At 64.0% G+C, this 16,508-nt stretch carries 13 protein-coding genes; 6 read left to right on the top strand and 7 right to left on the bottom strand.

Features of this window, described 5'->3' with window-relative positions:
- Positions 1 to 119 precede the first annotated feature (119 nt).
- Both pgi and DSM100685_RS02675 read left to right on the top strand, forming a co-directional pair.
- Positions 120 to 1,817: a glucose-6-phosphate isomerase gene (pgi, locus tag DSM100685_RS02670; RefSeq protein ID WP_152349813.1), complete on the top strand. Its 1,698-nt coding sequence runs from the start codon at positions 120 to 122 to the stop codon at positions 1,815 to 1,817.
- Between the two features lie 286 nt (positions 1,818 to 2,103).
- Positions 2,104 to 2,973, top strand: a complete 870-nt coding sequence (locus tag DSM100685_RS02675) for a CPBP family glutamic-type intramembrane protease (protein WP_152349814.1) — start codon at positions 2,104 to 2,106, stop codon at positions 2,971 to 2,973.
- Here DSM100685_RS02675 and DSM100685_RS02680 read toward each other — a convergent pair.
- From DSM100685_RS02680 to rplS, 6 genes are all read right to left on the bottom strand, one after another.
- Positions 2,970 to 4,166, bottom strand: coding sequence for a sensor histidine kinase (locus DSM100685_RS02680; RefSeq protein WP_170284982.1), 1,197 nt, complete (start codon positions 4,164 to 4,166; stop codon positions 2,970 to 2,972). The two genes, DSM100685_RS02675 and DSM100685_RS02680, sit on opposite strands and share 4 nt — an antisense overlap.
- 1 nt (position 4,167) lies before the next feature.
- Complete coding sequence (locus DSM100685_RS02685) at positions 4,168 to 4,806, bottom strand: LuxR C-terminal-related transcriptional regulator (RefSeq protein ID WP_152349816.1); 639 nt, start codon at positions 4,804 to 4,806, stop codon at positions 4,168 to 4,170.
- A 350-nt stretch (positions 4,807 to 5,156) separates the two neighbouring features.
- Entirely contained in the window at positions 5,157 to 6,242 is a 1,086-nt protein-coding gene (locus DSM100685_RS02690; RefSeq protein WP_152349817.1) for a LacI family DNA-binding transcriptional regulator, read from the bottom strand.
- A gap of 292 nt (positions 6,243 to 6,534) precedes the next feature.
- Positions 6,535 to 7,263 (bottom strand): ribonuclease HII, encoded by a 729-nt coding sequence (locus DSM100685_RS02695; protein WP_152349818.1) that lies wholly within the window; start codon positions 7,261 to 7,263, stop codon positions 6,535 to 6,537.
- Positions 7,263 to 8,048, bottom strand: a complete 786-nt coding sequence (gene lepB / locus DSM100685_RS02700; RefSeq protein ID WP_239512593.1) for a signal peptidase I — start codon at positions 8,046 to 8,048, stop codon at positions 7,263 to 7,265. Before lepB ends, DSM100685_RS02695 begins: the two co-directional genes overlap by 1 nt.
- Positions 8,049 to 8,466: 418 nt before the next feature.
- Positions 8,467 to 8,841 (bottom strand): 50S ribosomal protein L19, encoded by a 375-nt coding sequence (gene rplS, locus DSM100685_RS02705; RefSeq protein WP_152349819.1) that lies wholly within the window; start codon positions 8,839 to 8,841, stop codon positions 8,467 to 8,469.
- A gap of 740 nt (positions 8,842 to 9,581) precedes the next feature.
- Between rplS and DSM100685_RS02710 the strand changes: the two genes are divergently transcribed.
- The 4 genes from DSM100685_RS02710 (at position 9,582) to araA (ending at position 15,434) form a co-directional block, all read left to right on the top strand.
- Complete coding sequence (locus DSM100685_RS02710) at positions 9,582 to 10,961, top strand: sugar porter family MFS transporter (protein WP_152349820.1); 1,380 nt, start codon at positions 9,582 to 9,584, stop codon at positions 10,959 to 10,961.
- A 356-nt stretch (positions 10,962 to 11,317) separates the two neighbouring features.
- Positions 11,318 to 12,952, top strand: coding sequence for a xylulokinase (locus DSM100685_RS02715; RefSeq protein ID WP_152349821.1), 1,635 nt, complete (start codon positions 11,318 to 11,320; stop codon positions 12,950 to 12,952).
- Between the two features lie 65 nt (positions 12,953 to 13,017).
- Positions 13,018 to 13,710 (top strand): L-ribulose-5-phosphate 4-epimerase, encoded by a 693-nt coding sequence (locus DSM100685_RS02720; protein ID WP_152349822.1) that lies wholly within the window; start codon positions 13,018 to 13,020, stop codon positions 13,708 to 13,710.
- A 206-nt stretch (positions 13,711 to 13,916) separates the two neighbouring features.
- The gene (gene araA / locus DSM100685_RS02725; RefSeq protein ID WP_152349823.1) at positions 13,917 to 15,434 is read left to right on the top strand and encodes an L-arabinose isomerase; all 1,518 of its coding nucleotides are present in this window, start codon (positions 13,917 to 13,919) and stop codon (positions 15,432 to 15,434) included.
- A gap of 388 nt (positions 15,435 to 15,822) precedes the next feature.
- Here araA and upp read toward each other — a convergent pair whose 3' ends face one another.
- Entirely contained in the window at positions 15,823 to 16,464 is a 642-nt protein-coding gene (gene upp / locus DSM100685_RS02730; protein WP_152349824.1) for a uracil phosphoribosyltransferase, read from the bottom strand.
- Positions 16,465 to 16,508 lie beyond the last annotated feature (44 nt).

Below are 16,508 nucleotides of genomic sequence, written 5' to 3' on the forward strand. Positions count from 1 at the left end.
GATTCTGTCTGCTTTTGTGAGTAAATTTGTGTCGTGGAAGGAAACGGCGCGGCCGCCGGTTTCGCATCACGCGCATCACAGCCGCGGCGCTTTCAACGTTTGATGAAAGGACCTATCACATGGCCATCAATCCTCCTGTTGACGCGACGCAGACCCCGGCGTGGGCGGCGCTGCAGAAGCACTACAACGATCTTCAGGCCGAAGGCGTCAGCCTCAAGAAGTGGTTCGCCGAGGAGCCGGATCGCGTCGAGAAGCTCTCCTTCGACGCGGGCGACCTGCACTTCGACCTATCCAAGAACCTCATCAAGCCCGAGACCCTCAAGCTGTTCGCCGACCTGGCCAAGGACGTCAAGCTGGACGAGCGCGTCAAGGCCATGGTCTCCGGCGTGCACATCAACAACACCGAGGACCGCGCCGTGCTGCACACCGCGCTGCGCCGCCCGATCGAGGATGAGGGCAAGCTCATCGTCGACGGCCAGGACGTCGTCAAGGACGTGCGCGAGACCCTCGACCGCATCTACGCCTTCGCCGAGAAGGTCCGCTCCGGCGAGTGGAAGGGCGTGACCGGCAAGCGCATCGAGACCGTCGTCAACATCGGCATCGGCGGCTCCGACCTCGGCCCCAACATGGCGTACGAGGCTCTCAAGCCCTACGCGGACGCCGGCATCTCCGCCCGCTACATCTCCAACATCGACCCGAACGACTTGGCCGAGAAGACCAAGGGCCTCGATCCGGAGACCACGCTGTTCATCATCGTCTCCAAGACCTTCACCACGCTGGAGACCCTCACCAACGCCCGCGAGGCGAAGACCTGGCTGCTCGAGGGCCTCAAGGCCTCCGGCGCGATCGACGGCTCCGAGGAGAAGACCGCCGAGGCGATCCGCAAGCACTTCGTCGCCGTCTCCACCGCCCTGGACAAGGTCGAGGCCTTCGGCATCGACCCGGCCAACGCGTTCGGCTTCTGGAACTGGGTCGGCGGCCGCTACTCCGTCGACTCCGCCGTGGGCACCTCGCTCGCCGTGGTGTTCGGCCCGGCCCGCTTCGAGGAGTTCCTGCACGGCTTCCACGAGATCGACGAGTACTTCGTCAACACCCCGGTGGAGCAGAACGTGGTCGCCCTCATGGGCCTGCTCAACGTGTGGTACCGCAACTTCTTCCACACCGCCGCGCACGCCGTGCTGCCGTACGACCAGTACCTGCACCGCTTCCCGGCCTACCTGCAGCAGCTGACCATGGAGTCCAACGGCAAGTCCGTGCGCTGGGACGGCACCCCCGTCACCACGCAGACCGGCGAGATCTTCTGGGGCGAGCCCGGCACCAACGGCCAGCACGCCTTCTACCAGCTGATCCACCAGGGCACCCAGCTCATCCCGGCCGACTTCATCGCGTTCGTGAACACCCCGAACCCGACCAAGGACGGCGATCAGGACGTGCACGAGCTGTTCCTCGGCAACTACCTGGCCCAGACCAAGGCCCTCGCGTTCGGCAAGACCGCCGACGAGGTCCGCGCCGAAGGCACCCCGGAGGCCATCGTCCCGGCCCGCGTGTTCGAGGGCAACAAGCCGACCACGTCCATCCTCGGCGTGGCCCTGACCCCGTTCGCGCTCGGCGAGCTCATCGCCCTGTACGAGCACATCACCCTCGTCGAGGGCACGGTGTGGGGCCTCGACTCCTACGACCAGTGGGGCGTGGAGCTCGGCAAGCAGCTCGCCAAGCAGATCACCCCGGCCATCTCCCAGGACGACGACGCCCTCGCCGCCCAGGACGCCTCCACCCAGGCGCTCATCAAGTTCTACCGCGCGAACCGCGAGTTCTGAGTCGCGTCGCTTGATCGTCTGATTGAGCGAACCGGCTTGATCTCCCGGTGAGCCCGCTTCAGGGGCCGGCAGCCACCTCATGTGGCTGCCGGCCCCTGTTGCTGTTTTACAGGGCTGTTTGGCTGGGCGCCAAGGGTTGGCGAAGCGGGTCAACGAACGTTGATGGTCAATTGTTGTGGTTGAAAGAGGAAGCCTAACTTATTCAAGTGAAGGAGGAATAAAAAATGGTTGTATACCTTATTCCGCCGCAATTCTATATGGCGTTTGTCGAATAACGAAGTGGAAAATGATGAGAACAGTCAAACAACTCCTGTGGGCGGATAAAACAAACATCGAACCCATAAACGGCAAGCCATGGTTGAAGGTAATCATGGTCGTAGCCAGTTTGGCATATTTCTTCTGGATTTTTGGCCCCATACTGCCACTTGCATTTCCTTTCAACAATGGGCCGCTCATCACCTTTAATTCGATTGGTCCATGGAATCTGGATGATTATGTCCAAGATGATCTTATTGAGGTTTGTCATATTGCAGGGGGTGCCGTTTTGGCGGCTATCGCGCTGTATTGTTTCAAACCACGCCACCGCAGGCAATCCGTGAGTCTGTTGTCTCACAGCGCTTCATTTGTCATGGCGCTATCGGCATTTATTGTGAGCGAATTCGCTTTTTACGCAATATATCAATTATTAACGTATTTCCATGTCAATCCCATGCTGACGGTTGGCGATAATCAAAGACTCACCATTGGACTGGAAGCCCAAATATTGGGCGTTGTCGATTCGAGTCTTGGTCCCATTTTGGAGGAAGTCATCGCCTTATTCCTGATTGTCGTGGCGCTGAGACGTTGCAATGTTCCTTGGATATGGATTGTTTGCATTGAGGGGATACTGAGAGTCTCATATCACTTGTATCAAGGGATCCCCGCGTTAACCCATGTGCTGTGGATTTGCGCGGTTGTTGTCATTTATAAATGCACGGGATCCCTGATCGGCATTATTGTTGCGCATGAGGTTGCCGACATTGCTATTGAGTACTGGCCCTATGATTATCAAACTATTAAAATGACCATGCTCGGCATCGGCGTGCTGCTGTGCGTCGTGCTGCTCGTCGAGCGGAGGATGCGGAACGGTCAGGGGAACGATCCGCTAATCCGCTAATCCGGGCAGGCGGCGGGACTCGCCAATGTGCCCTGGCGATCGTAGGGAATGGAAAGTTGCAGTATCCAATTATGATCGTCATCGATCACGTTGACCGTGCCATGGCGGCGCCGCACCATCTCCGAAAGATGGCCAAGCCCCGTTCCTCCGGTGCCTCCGACCGTCTCGTCACTTCGCTCGTTGATTTCCGTGAGCCGTACGGCGGATGCGCCGAAATGGATGGTGATCAGGTAGTCGCGGCGGGAGGTTTCGCAGTGTCTCATGATGTTGGCGTATATCTCGTTGAGCATGGCTTCCATTTCGCGGGCCAGATCGTCCGATTGACGAGGTCGCGGCATCGCACCCTGTATGGTTGTCGTTCCATGGAATCCGATCGCCGCCAGTTCCCCGTCCCTGCGGCGGCAATAGCGCATGATCGAGTCCATGCGATCCACATGGTCTCCGTTGGATGCGAGAGCTTGATCCGCTGGCGTAGCGGCATCGTTCAAGACGCCGATGACTTCGTGAATGTTGCGCAGGGCCGATTCCGCCCGTCGTTCGATCGCCGCATAGGCATCCTTCTCGGCGGGGCTGGCGCAGCCTTCGTGACGCTGTTGGGCCAGTAGAATGATATACGTCAGATCGCCCGTGGTCGCATCGTGCAGTTTCGCCGCTATGGCTCGCTGCTCGTGCTGATGCCGTTCATGCAGCGCCCTGATGGCCAGTTCATGGCGCATGCCGTCATATTGCGCGGCCCGATCCTTCCACTGCATGGATACGCTGACCGCATAGGTCACGGTGAGCATGCAACTGTACAGAATGTTGAAGAACAATATGCGGTTTGCCGAGGCGGTGTTGTTGTAAATATAGAAGACGTTGATGAACACCAATTCGGCGATGAACGCGTACCGGCCGATCATGCCGTCGCCGGTTTGGATGAGCGTTCCGATCGCAATGCATGCGGCCACGACCGACATGTTGAACGCCGGTGCGAAGACGACGGTGGAAACGACGGAATAGCACAGTATGGCGATGCTGATCGGCTTGGGGCGGAGGTATGCTCCCAGCAGCAAAAGAATGAGCGTGCCGGAGTTCAGACAGGCTGCGACCGTAACAGGCGAGAACAGCTGATTCATCACGATCAGCAGTATGGCGATCGGGATCACGGCGCCGATCATGGACGCGCTGAGGGGAGTCGCGGTTCGCCGTTGCATTCTAAAGCTCCTCCCGCATCCTGAACCACCGAATCGACGCCTGGCTGAGGTTTCTGGCGTGCAGTTTGTCCTTGATGTGGCTGATGTGCGTCCGCACGGTCACGTCCTTCACGCCCAGCTGCCCGGCGATCTCCGTGAGGCTGTACCCGTCCAGCAGCCGGTCCATGATCAGCATCTCCTTGGGCGAGAGCTCGTCCTTGCCGCCGCGCGCATACTGCAGCCGCGCGTGCGCGTCGAACGCCGTCTCGAACGCATTGCCCTCCGGCCCGTAGGTGCGGTCGTCCGCCAGCGCGCGCACGGCGTCGGCGATCCGCGCAGGGATATGCGACTTCTCCAGAATGCCCTGACATCCCGCCGTCGCGGCGAGAGACGCATACTGCGACACGGGAAACGACGTGATCGCGAGGATCAGGGGCTGAGCGCCTCGTTCCCGGATTGCTCTGCACACCCGTGGTCCCGAGATGTCCGACAGCGACATGTCGCACAGCAGGATGTCCGGTCGCGTGCGCGCGGCCAGGCACCGGTCGATCGCACGGTAGCCGTCGGTCTCCGTCCACAGGAGCGGACAATCGGGCAGCTTTTCCCGGATGATGCCGGCGATGAGCGCCATGCTGGTGACGTCGTTATCCAGTATGGCCATGCTCCGAATTCGGTTGTTGTTGGCGTTCCCCTCACACACGGGACGGGATTATAGTCGCGCGCCGCATCCGCGCATGGCATGTTGCCGCCGTTCGGATGCGGAGTGAACTGTGACGCTGACCGTGACGCTGACCGTGACGCTGACCGTGACAAAGTCCGGGCGGTCACTGTCACGGTGGGTTGAAAACCCTTGGAATTACGCCGTTTCTTTGTTGAGACTTGCGCGGCGGGGCCGGTCACTGTCACGGTCGGCGTCACATCCGGACTCGGTCACGGCTCGTGTCACGGTCACTGTCGCTGTCACGGCCGCGGACATGCCGTTCCGCCGCTCTGCTGCCGCGCCGCGCAACCCTACCGTTCGCGTGCGGGCCCGACGGAGCCGCGCCCGACCAGATCGGCGAGCACCAGACCGGTGCCGTGCGCGGTCCGGTCGAACTGGGGGGGCTCGGCCGCGCCGAGCATGGCGAGCATGCTGCCGGTCACCTTGAGGCCCACCTCGGAGAAGTGCGGATGCACGGTGGTCAGCGGCGGGTAGAAGTTGTCCGCGCCGGGGATGTCGTCGAAGCCCACCACGCTTACGTCCTCGGGGATGCGCAGCCCGTGCTCGTGCAGTGCGCGGATCGCGCCCACGGCCTGATTGTCGTTCGCGGTGACGATGGCGGTGGGGGCCTGCGCGTCGGCCTCGGACGGCTGTCGGCGGTGGGCGTCGATCGCCGCGTTCACCGCATCGTAGGCGCGTCCGGCCTCCCAGGAATCCACGTCGATCGTGCGCGTGGCCATGCCGAGCTTGGCGCAGTAGTGCTCCCACGCGAGCCGGCGGGTGGCGGCGTCGCGCCAGTTGGACGGGCCGGTCAGGTACAGCGTGCTGCGGTGGCCGAGGCCGTGGAGCAGATCGGCCACGTCGTGCATGGCGGTCCACTGGTCGATGCCGATGAAGGACACCGGTCCCTTGGTCCCGCTCAGGGCCAACGCCTCGTCCGCGGTCACGGCCCCGTGCGTGGAGGTGATGATGATGCGCGGCACGGTGGTGTTCATGCGCAGGGCGGCGAGCAGCGTGGCGTCGGTGGGCGTGATGAACACCAGCGCGTCCACGTCCTGTTCGCTGAAGCTGCGGCCCGCGGAGTCGAAGCCGCTCTTCTCGAACTCCTCCTGCGGCACGATCACCACGGACAGGAACATGTCGTGGTGGCGCACGCCCAGCTCGATGGACGCCATGGTGTTGATGGGCCCGTAGAAGTCAATGGAGCAGGCGATGAGGCCCACGGTGCGCGACCGGTTCGAGGCGAGGGCGCGCGCGGAATTGGATCGACGGTAGCCGAGCTGCGCGATGGCGTGCTCCACCTTGGCGCGCGTGGCGTCGGAGACGTCCGGGGAGTGGTTGATCACGCGCGAAACGGTTTGGTGCGAGACTCCGGCGAGCCGTGCCACTTCAAACATCGAAGGACGCTTATTGCCATTCATCTGTAAACCGCTTCTCTTCCTATGGATGGTTGGTGCGCGTGCGTGCGCGTATGAACTGACAAGGCACGAGCATACACGCCGTGGAACGATTGATGTGAGCGCTCACGGCGCGTCGCGGCGATTTGTCGCCGGAAAGCGGTTTCTTCGCCGCGATTCGGATGCGGTCCGCCGGTGTTCGCCGCGATGTGCCGTGGCCCGTGCCGTCCATGGCCTATGACGTCCGTGGCCCATGCCGCACACCGGATCGACCGGAGGACCAGCCGGACGGTCAGACCAGATGCCAGCTCACGCGGTGCAGCGGCGTGGGCCCGAGTTCGGCGATCGCGGCCCTGTGCGCGGCCGAGCCGTAGCCCTTGTTGCTCGCCCAGCCGTACGCGTCCCACTCGGGATGCCGCCGCGCGAGGTCCACCATGAGCCGGTCGCGCGTGACCTTCGCGATCACGGCGGCGGTGGCCACGGTGGCGCAGCTCCGGTCGCCCTTGACACGCGTGACCACATGCGGGCTCGCGGGCACCACGGGCGCGTCGAACGTGTGCTCGGCCTTGGAGATGTAGTCGAACGGGCCGTCGAGGATCGCGCCCACCCGGGCGGCGGCGTTGCCAGGTCCGCTCCCGTCCAGTCCCAGTGCGCGCTCCGCCTCGCCCAGCGCCCGCAGCGCCGCCACGCCGAGCGCGTAGCCGATGCCCCACTCGTCGATCTCCTCGTTGCTCGCCGACCCGACCGCGTACGCCGCGCACCAGTCGGTGAGTTCGTCGAAGATCGCCTCGCGCCGGTGCTCGGTGAGCAGCTTGGAGTCGGCCACACCCGCCGGCACGTCCACCCGCCCGCCGAGCAGGTCCGCCGACCGGATCGCCGCCGCGCCCACCATCGCGGGACCGGCCAGCGCGCCGCGGCCCACCTCGTCGAAGCCGACGATCACGTCGTAGCCCTGCATGGCGATCTCGCGCTCCAAGTCCAACGTGGGCGCGGGAGCCGCCTTGGGCGCGCGACCCGCCATCAGGCGGCGCTCCCGGCCGGCACGTTCGCGAAGACCTCGTGGTGCGCGTCGATCAGCCCGAACCGTCCCAGCGGCCAGTAAGTGAGCCACGCCCTGCCGGAGATGTCCTCCATGGGCACGAGCCCGTCGTTGCCGTCGTCCGTGTGGAAGCGCGAGTCGGCGGAGGCGCCGCGGTTGTCGCCGAGCACGAACACGTTGCCGGCCGTCACGGTGACCTTGAACGAGAAGGAGCTGGGGTCGGAGCCGGCGCGCACATAGGCGGTCTCGTCGATCGCCACGCCGTTGATCGTCAGCGGCTCGCCCGGGCCCGCGCATTCGACCACGTCGCCGGGCAGGCCGATGAGGCGCTTGATGAGGTAGCCGTTGTGGCCGCCGTCCTCCTGACCGAGCCAGTTGGCGGGGTCCTTGAATACGATCACGTCGCCGCGCTGCAGCTTCGTGGCCGGGACGATGTGCGTGCTCAGCGTGGCCACGCGGTCGTTCTTGAGAATGGTGTTCATCATGGACGACGACGGGATCCAGTACAGCGGGAAGACGAACAGCCGGATGAGCAGCACCACGACGATGGGGATGCCGCACCAGACGAGCAGGTCCCTGAAGCCGAAGCGGTCGTCCTTGCGGGCGTTGCGGGCGGTCTGCGGGGCGTGACGGCGGCGGGGCATGGGGGAGGGGTCGACGCCGTGGTCGGCCACGGCGAACGTGTGGACGTCTCGTTCCGCGGCGGTCTCGGTCGCGTTGCCGGCGCCGGTTTGCGCGTCGGATTGCGGGAACTGTTCGGACTGCATATCCCTCCTTGGTTCGCGTCCCATCATACGCGGACGCCGGGCCGGTATCCGGGAGGCCATGGCCCCTCTCCGTCCGTGAGCGGAATCCACTTTCTTCCGGGGGCGGATTTCTTCCGGGTGGTGGACCGTGATATGAAAACGTGCATGTGGCGCACCCGGCTGGCGCAAATCATATCCCAGCGATACGGAAACGTACGCGAGCGGATCCCACGCGGCGTAAATCGTATCGTGCCGATATGAAACCGTATGGATGGCCGGTCCAGACGGCGTGAATCATATCGCCGCGATACGGAAGCGCGCACATGAGGCGCGGGATGGACCGCGATTCGTGCCGTCGCCCGCATATGCAAAAGCGCCCGACCGCCGGCGAAGGGCGATCGGGCGCTTATTGGCGAACCGCTGCGGGCTCGGCCAGGACTCAGGCGTTGGCCTGGGCCTTGTTGTCACGACGCTCGACGATGCGAGCAGCCTTGCCGCGCAGGGAGCGCAGGTAGTAGAGCTTGGCGCGACGGACGCGGCCGCGGCGCACGACCTTGATGGAGTCGACGATCGGGGAGTGCACCGGGAAACGGCGCTCAACGCCCACGCCGAAGCTGATCTTGCGGACGATGAAGGTCTCGTGCAGGCCGGCGCCCTTGCGAGCGATCACCACGCCGGTGAACGCCTGCAGACGGGAGTTGTTGCCTTCCTTGATCTTCACGTTGACCTCGACGGTGTCACCGGCGCGGAACTCCGGGATCTCCTCAGCCGGCTTGAGGCTCTTGGCCTCGAAGGCGTCAATGTAGTTAGCCATGTTGTTCCTCCGCACTGCCGCATGCCAGCGCTGATCAGTGGTCGCCCGCCGCCGGATCCATGCGATCCAGGCGCGGTGCGGCCGATGCGATGTTCCCTTCGGTCTGCCTCGGGGAAGCCTGCCAATCCGCCGGAAGTCGAGCCCGGCTGGACCTGTTGGGTCACGGGATCATGCGGCCACCCGAGACTCGGCACAGCAATCGTCAAACATACCGCACGCCCGGGACCTTGCCGAGGGGCTGCCACTGCGGCCCGCCGCCCCCGGTTCCGGTTCCGCTCCCGGTCCGGCGCCCGAGGGATGACTCTCTAATGTATGTCAACCGGACAAATCGTCTTCGGGCCTCGGTTTTCGGTTCTCGGGTCCTGGTCCGGCGCCGCGGGAACCGACGGGGGCCGACAGCCGGGGGACAACAGGGGCAGGCGAATGAGGCGCAAAGTTGATCACAACCGTTGGAAAACCCAATGGATATGCTATAAAGCCGATAATGTGACCTAGGTAACAAAAAACGCGCAAATCGGCATTGAGAGCGCTTACAGCCCACGCGACACGCCCAAAAATCGTTGCAAAATAAGGGTTTTAAAGAGATTTGACACCTCAAACCGTGAGCGTTAACATTCTTCATGGTTATCGGGATTGAGCGCACTTGATCGTTCATGATCGATTGGCCGACGGAGTCCACCGGAACATGGCAGGTCCCGGAGAGTCCGCCGCAAAGGGTGAAACATAATCAAGGAAGAACAATGTCTCAGACTGCTCAGTCGGGCGCTGCCGAGAAGCAGGGCTCCATGAAGTACGTGGTCATTCTGGCGGTGAGCGCCGGTCTGGCCGGTCTGCTGTACGGCTACGACACCGTCAGCATCTCGGGTGCCATCGTGTACCTGTCCGCGCTGTGGAAGCTTTCCGCCGCCATGGAAGGCCTCATCATTTCCTCTATCATGATCGGCGGCGTCATCGGCGTGGGCGTCTCCGGCTTCATCTCCGATCGCATCGGCCGTCGTCCGGTCCTGCTCATCGGCGCCGCGGCCTTCTTCGTGGCCGCCCTGTGGTCCGCCATGGTCAACGATCCGACCTCCATGATCATCGCCCGTGTGCTCGGCGGCCTGGGCATCGGCCTCGCATCCTCGCTGGCCATCACGTACATCACCGAGTGCGCCCCGGCCAAGTACCGCGGCACGCTGTCCTCCATGTACCAGCTGCTGACCATCCTCGGCATCTTCCTGACCAACCTCATCAACTTCTGGATCGCCGGCATGGGCGGCATCCACTCCGACTTCGCCGATCAGGCCTGGCGCTGGATGCTCGGCATCGGTGCGCTGCCGGCCCTGATCCTCTTCATCGCGCTGGCCCTCTCCCCGGAGTCCCCGCGCTTCCTGCTCCAGTCCGGCAACAAGGAGAAGGGCTTCGCGGTGCTCGAGCGCATCGGCGGCACCGCCTCCGCCAAGCAGGAGGCCGCTGAGATCGAGGCCTCCATCGCCGAGAACGCCAAGGGCAAGCTCTCCGACCTGTTCCACGCCCCGCTGGCCCACGCCATGCTCGTCGGCATCTTCCTGGCCATCTTCAACCAGGCCGTCGGCCAGAACGCCATCTCCTACTACGCGCCGACCATCTTCAAGCCGATCTTCCAGGGCGACACCGCCGCCTTCCTGTGCTCCACGCTGATCGGCCTCGTCGAGCTCGTGTTCACCTTCGTGGGCATGTACTTCATCGACAAGCTCGGCCGCAAGCCGCTGATGCTCGCCGGCTCCCTCGGCATGTGTATCTTCTACTTCCTCATGGGCCTGTCCATGCTGCTGAACTGGCCGGGCGTCCTCACGCTGATCTTCGCCTGCCTCGTGATCGCGTCCTTCGCGTTCTCCATGGGCCCGGTCACCTGGGTCATGATCTCCGAGCTGTTCCCGACCTACCTGCGTGGCCGCGCGGCCGGTCTGTGCACCGTGTTCCTGTGGGGCGCCAACTTCCTGGTCGCCCAGTTCACCCCGGTGATGTTCTCCGCTTGGGGCGGCGGCACCTTCATCTTCTGGGCCGTGATGGATCTCATCGCGTTCCTGGGCGTGAAGTTCCTCGTCCCGGAGACCAAGGGCAAGACCCTCGAGGAGATCCAGAGCTTCTGGTCCAAGTGATCGATTGACGGTCCGGTCTGTCCGATCGGACCGTCAAGCCTGAATCCTCTCGCAAGGCATCTCGCAAGGGCGCGCCGACTCCCGTTTTCCGGCGGCGGCGCGCCCTTCGCATACCCAAATCCATATCTCAAATCCATATCTGAAAACGGCATGGCCGACCGGTGAATTCTAAGACTCGCCGGTGCGGCGGTGGGCGCGATGCGCTATTCTATGTAGTGGAAATTGTGAGCGCTCACAGAAATACAATGGCGTCCGCCGGCGCGATTGGGAAGCGGCCAATCCGCCTCCCGCGCCGGTTGCTGTGTGAACGCACACAATCGAAGTCCTTCTGAACAGCGTTAAGGAGCTGAACAAAGATGGCTGAAACCAAAGAGCCCACCTCGCCGCAGGAGTTCGCCGAGAAGATTCGCGGCGGCCGCACCTCCCTCGGCATCGAATTCGGATCCACCCGCATCAAGGCGGTCCTGATCGACGACCAGTACCGCACCATCGCCTCCGGCGACTACCAGTGGGCCAGCCACCTCGTGGACGGCCTGTGGAGCTACAGCCTCGACGAGGTGTGGCACGGCCTGCAGGTCGCCTACGCCGCGATGGCCAACGACGTGTTCAACGCCTACGGCGAGCGTCTGACCCGCATCGGCCACATCGGCTTCTCCGCCATGATGCACGGCTACCTCGCGTTCGACAAGGACGGCAACCTGCTCGTCCCGTTCCGCACCTGGCAGAACACCAACACGCATGAGGCCCACCTCAAGCTCTCCGACCTGTTCCAGTACAACATCCCCGAGCGCTGGTCCGTCGCCCACCTGTACCAGGCCGTGCTCAACAAGGAGGAGCACGTCTCCAAGGTCAACTTCATCACCACCCTCGCCGGCTACGTCCACTGGAAGCTCACCGGCAAGAAGGTCGACGGCATCGGCGACGCCTCCGGCATGTTCCCGATCGACCCCGTCACCAAGACCTACGAGGCCGGCTTCATCGAGAAGTTCGACAACCTGCCCGAGATCCAGGCCCAGCCGTGGAAGATCGAGGACCTCCTGCCCACCCCGCTCGTCGCGGGCACCCCGGCCGGCGAGCTGACCGAGGAGGGCGCCAAGCTCCTCGACGTGGACGGTTACCTCAAGCCCGGCATCGTGCTGGCCCCGCCGGAGGGCGACGCCGGCACCGGCATGGTCGCCACCAACTCCGTGCGCGTGCGCACCGGCAACGTCTCCGCCGGCACCTCCATCTTCGCCATGGTCGTGCTCGAGAAGAAGCTCGCCCGCCTGCACCCCGAAGTGGACCTCGTCACCACCCCGGCCGGCGATCTGGCCGGCATGAGCCACGCCAACAACTTCACTTCCGACCTCAACGCGTGGGTCGGCCTGTTCGGCGACTTCGCCAAGGCCATCGACCAGCCGATCAGCACCGGCGCCCTGTACGGCACGCTGTTCCGCGCCGCCATCAGCGACCAGGCCGACTCCAACTGCGGCGGCCTGCTCAACTACCCGTTCCGCTCCGGCGAGTTCCTGGCCGGCCTCGAGGAGGGTCGCCCGCTGTTCGCCCGCAGCCCCGAGGCCCACATGAACCTCGCGAACTTCATGCGCGCCCAGCTGTTCAGCGCCTTCAGCCCGGTCAAGATCGGCATGGACGTCATGACCAAGGACGAGGAGGTCAAGATCGACTCCCTCGTGGGCCACGGCGGCATCTTCACCACCCCGAAGGTCGCGCAGAAGATCCTCGCCGCCGCGTTCGACACCCCGATCAAGGTCATGTCCACCGCCGCCGAGGGCGGCGCCTGGGGCATGGCCGTGCTGGCCGACTACCTGTGGCACACCCCGTGGCCGCTGGCCGACTACCTCGACGAGCGCGTCTTCAAGGGCGCCGAATCCACCACCGAGACGCCCGATCCCAACGACGTCGCCGGCTTCGAGGACTTCTTCGCCCGCTTCCAGTCCGGCCTTGCGATCGAGAAGAGCGCTGTGCGCAACATCGACCTGCAGAGCAAGTAGTCGTATCCCCAACATCACGAATTTTTCATCGCGTCAACAAACACAACGCAGAAAGGTAGCCAAACATGGCAACGTTGGCTGATTACGGTCCCGAAGTCCGGGCCGAGGTCAAGCAGGTTCGCGAGGTCGTCGCCACCCTGCACGAGCAGCTCATCAAGTGGAACCTGGTCGTCTGGACGGCCGGCAACGTCTCCCAGCGTCTGCGCACCGCGGACCTCTTCGTCATCAAGCCCTCCGGTGTGCGCTACGAGTACCTCACCCCGGGCTCCATGGTCGTGTGCGACCTCGACGGCAACGTCGTCGACGGCACCGAGACCCCGTCCTCCGACACCGCCTCCCACGCCTACATCTACCGCAACATGCCGGACGTCTACGGCGTCGTGCACACCCACTCCACCTACGCCACCGCTTGGGCGGCCACCGGCCAGAACATCCCCTGCGGCCTGACCATGATGGGCGACGAGTTCGGCGGCCCGGTCCCGGTCGGCCCCTTCCGCCTCATCGGCTCCGAAGCCATCGGCAAGGGCGTCGTCGAGACCCTCAAGAAGTACCCGAAGTCCCCCGCCGTCCTCATGCAGAACCACGGCCCCTTCACCATCGGCAAGGATGCTGAAGCCGCCGTCAAGGCCGCCGCCATGACCGAGGAAGTCGCTCACACCATGTGGGCCGCCCGTCAGCTCGGCGACATCATCGAGATCCCGCAGGCGGACATCGACAAGCTCAACGACCGTTACCAGAACGTCTACGGCCAGCACTGATGCCATCGCCGATGCGATGGAGCGTCCTCGTCGTTGCTCCTCGGTCGGCGTACCTTCGTACGCCTTCCCTCGGTGCGCCTAGAGGACGCACGCATCGCATCGCCGATGGCCGGCCGGGTTCCCGGTGAAACCGGTCGGACGCACAACACTTGCAACGAATAATTCATAACTGAATACCACACACAATGAAGTCAAAGGAGCCAATTATGGCAATGGAGAACCCCTTCGAGGGCAAGGAGATCTGGTTCGGCGTCGGTTCGCAGGACCTGTACGGTGAGGAAGCGCTGCGTCAGGTCGCCGCGCACTCCGCCGAAATGGTGGACTACCTCAACAAGACCGGTGTCATCCCGGCCAAGATCGTCCTCAAGCCGACCCTGAAGTCCTCCGACGGCGTCAAGCAGTTCATGGTCGAGGCCTCCGCCAACCCGAACGTCATCGGCGTCATCGCCTGGTGCCACACCTTCTCCCCGGCGAAGATGTGGATCCGCGGCCTCGAAGTGCTGACCAAGCCGCTGCTGCAGCTGGCCACCCAGCACCACAAGGAGATCCCGTGGGAGACCATCGACATGGACTTCATGAACCTGAACCAGGCCGCCCACGGCGACCGTGAGTTCGGTTACATCGTCTCCCGCCTCGGCATCCCGCGCAAGATCGTCGTCGGCCACTACACCGACCCCGAAGTCGCCGCCAAGATCGGCACCTGGGCCCGCGCCTGCGCCGGCTGGGACGCCTCCAACAACATGAAGGTCATGCGCTGGGGCGACAACATGCGCAACGTCGCCGTCACCGAGGGCGACAAGACCGAGGCCGAGCGCGTCTTCGGCGCCTCCATCAACACCTGGGCCGTCAACGAGCTCGTCGCCGCGTACGACAAGGTCAAGGACGATCAGGTCAAGGACCTCATCGAGGACTACAAGGCCAAGTACGACGTGGATCCGGCCCTGCTGGACGCCAAGTACGACTCCCTGTTCATCGCCGCCAAGGAAGAGGCCGCGATGGTCAACATGATGCGCGAGAACGGCTGCACTGCCGGCGTCGACAACTTCGAGGACCTCGGCGCCCTGCCGCAGCTGCCGGGCGTCGGCCCGCAGCGCTTCCCGTCCGAGTACGGCTGGGGCTTCTCCGCCGAGGGCGACTGGAAGACCTCCGTGCTCGTGCGCATCGGCGCCGTCATGGGCTACGGCCTTGAGGGTGGCGCCTCCCTGATGGAGGACTACTCCTACAACTTCACCGAGGGCGACGAGCTCGACATGGGCTCCCACATGCTCGAGGTCTCCCCGGCCATCGGCACCATCGCCAAGCCGAAGCTGGAGATCCACCCGCTGGGCATCGGCGGCAAGGCCGACCCGGTCCGCCTGGTCTTCTCCGGCAAGCCGAAGAAGGACGCCGTCGTCGTCTCCATGGCCGACGAGCGCGAGCGCTTCCGTCTGCTCATGGACGTCGTGGACGTCGTCGAGCCGCAGGGCTCCCTCAAGGAGCTTCCGTGCGCCCGCGCCGTCTGGAAGCCGCAGCCGTCCCTGAAGACCGCCGTCCAGTGCTGGATCACCGCCGGCGGCTCCCACCACACCTGCATGACCACCTCCGTCGGTCGTGAGGCTTGGGAGGACTTCGCCCGCATCGCCGGCGTCGAGCTCGCCGTCATCGACGACAAGACCGACGCTCGCCAGTTCGAGAAGGAACTGCAGCTGTCCGAGATGTACCACCGTCTCAACAACCAGCACTGATTGACGGAGTGTCTTCCGCATTGCGGAGCACTTGACGTACCCTCGTACGCCGGCGTGCTCCGCGCTTTGAAGACACACGTCAATCCGCACTGGCAAGCCAGCACTGATTGCGTGAGCGTTCCTCACTCCGCTGAGGCCGCTCCGCCAATCCGCGCATAACGCCGTTGGGTCCGTCCGACAGTTCACCTGCCGGGCGGGCCCAACGCGTACTCGCGCACAATTTCTCCCGATCGGTCCAACCTGTGCCCTCATTGGCGCAGCTTGGACCGATCAATCGAAAAAACGGCCCGTATGAGGGCCTGAAATAGCACAATCGGTCCAACCTACGCCGACGGGGGAGCAGGTTGGACCGATTGGAGGAAAACCGGATTGAGCCGGGATGGGAAGCTCAGTCGATCACGCCGTACAGGCGGTCTCCGGCGTCGCCCAGACCGGGCACGATGTAGCACTTCTCGTTGAGGCGCTCGTCGACCGCGCACACCACGACCTTGAAGTCGATGGACGGGTCGATGTGCTCCTCGACGAACTTGATGCCTTCGGGGGCAGCGATGATATTGATCGCGGTCACGTCCTTCGCGCCGCGCTCGGCCAGATAGTGCGTGGCGGCCACGAGCGTGCCGCCGGTGGCCAGCATCGGGTCGATGAGGAAGCACTGGCGGCCGGTGAGGTCGTCGGGCAGACGGTTGGCGTAGGTGACCTGCTGGGTGGGGTGCTCCTCGTCGCGCTTCATGCCGAGGAAGCCGACTTCGGCGGTCGGGATGAGACGGGTCATGCCGTCGAGCATGCCCAAGCCGGCGCGCAGCACGGGCACGATGATCGGGCGCGGCTCGGCGAGCTTCTTGCCCGTCATGGGGGCGACCGGGGTCTCGATCGGCTTGGCCACCACGGACAGGTTGCGGGTGGCTTCGTAGGCCTCCAGCATGACGAGTTCGGAGACGAGCTCGCGGAAGGTGGAGGACGGGGTGTTCTTGTCGCGCAGCACGGTGAGCTTGTGCTCGACCAGCGGATGGTTCAGTACGTGAAGTTCCATGCTTCTAGAGTAAGCCACGAAGGCTGGGAAAACGCGCCGAACCG

The sequence above is a fragment of the Bifidobacterium avesanii genome (genome assembly GCF_009299475.1).
GTDB classification, from domain to species: domain Bacteria; phylum Actinomycetota; class Actinomycetes; order Actinomycetales; family Bifidobacteriaceae; genus Bifidobacterium; species Bifidobacterium avesanii.